At 56.1% G+C, this 328-nt stretch carries 1 protein-coding gene; it reads right to left on the reverse strand.

The window, feature by feature from the left end; genetic code table 11:
* The coding region (locus SB717_RS34540) for a DUF72 domain-containing protein (RefSeq protein ID WP_410907364.1) at positions 1-328 on the reverse strand (328 nt) is incomplete at both ends.

Below are 328 nucleotides of genomic sequence, written 5' to 3' on the forward strand. Positions count from 1 at the left end.
CAGTCAGCCGTGGAATCGGAAATCACGAGTGCAGCATGGTGTTTTCGCAGTAACGCAATAAACTCAGCCACGCCGATGCTGGGATGGCGTATCTCGATGGCGTGACGAATGCGTCGATTTGACTTCACGTCGAACCACGGCGCGCGCACGCGCGCGTCATGCGACTGAGCAAGACGCGCGGCAGCCTCGAAGTCGACAGGTAACAATTCGAGGAAGGCGCAGAACGTTGTGGGAACAAAAACGAAGCTTGGTGGAAACTGCCATAGAAACGCTGCCAGTTTTTCATCCAGCGATAGCACGCCCGAAGCGAAAAAATTGGCGAGGGCGG

This window comes from Priestia sp. SIMBA_032, from assembly GCF_046535215.1.
In the GTDB taxonomy this organism is placed as follows: domain Bacteria; phylum Bacillota; class Bacilli; order Bacillales; family Bacillaceae_H; genus Priestia; species Priestia aryabhattai.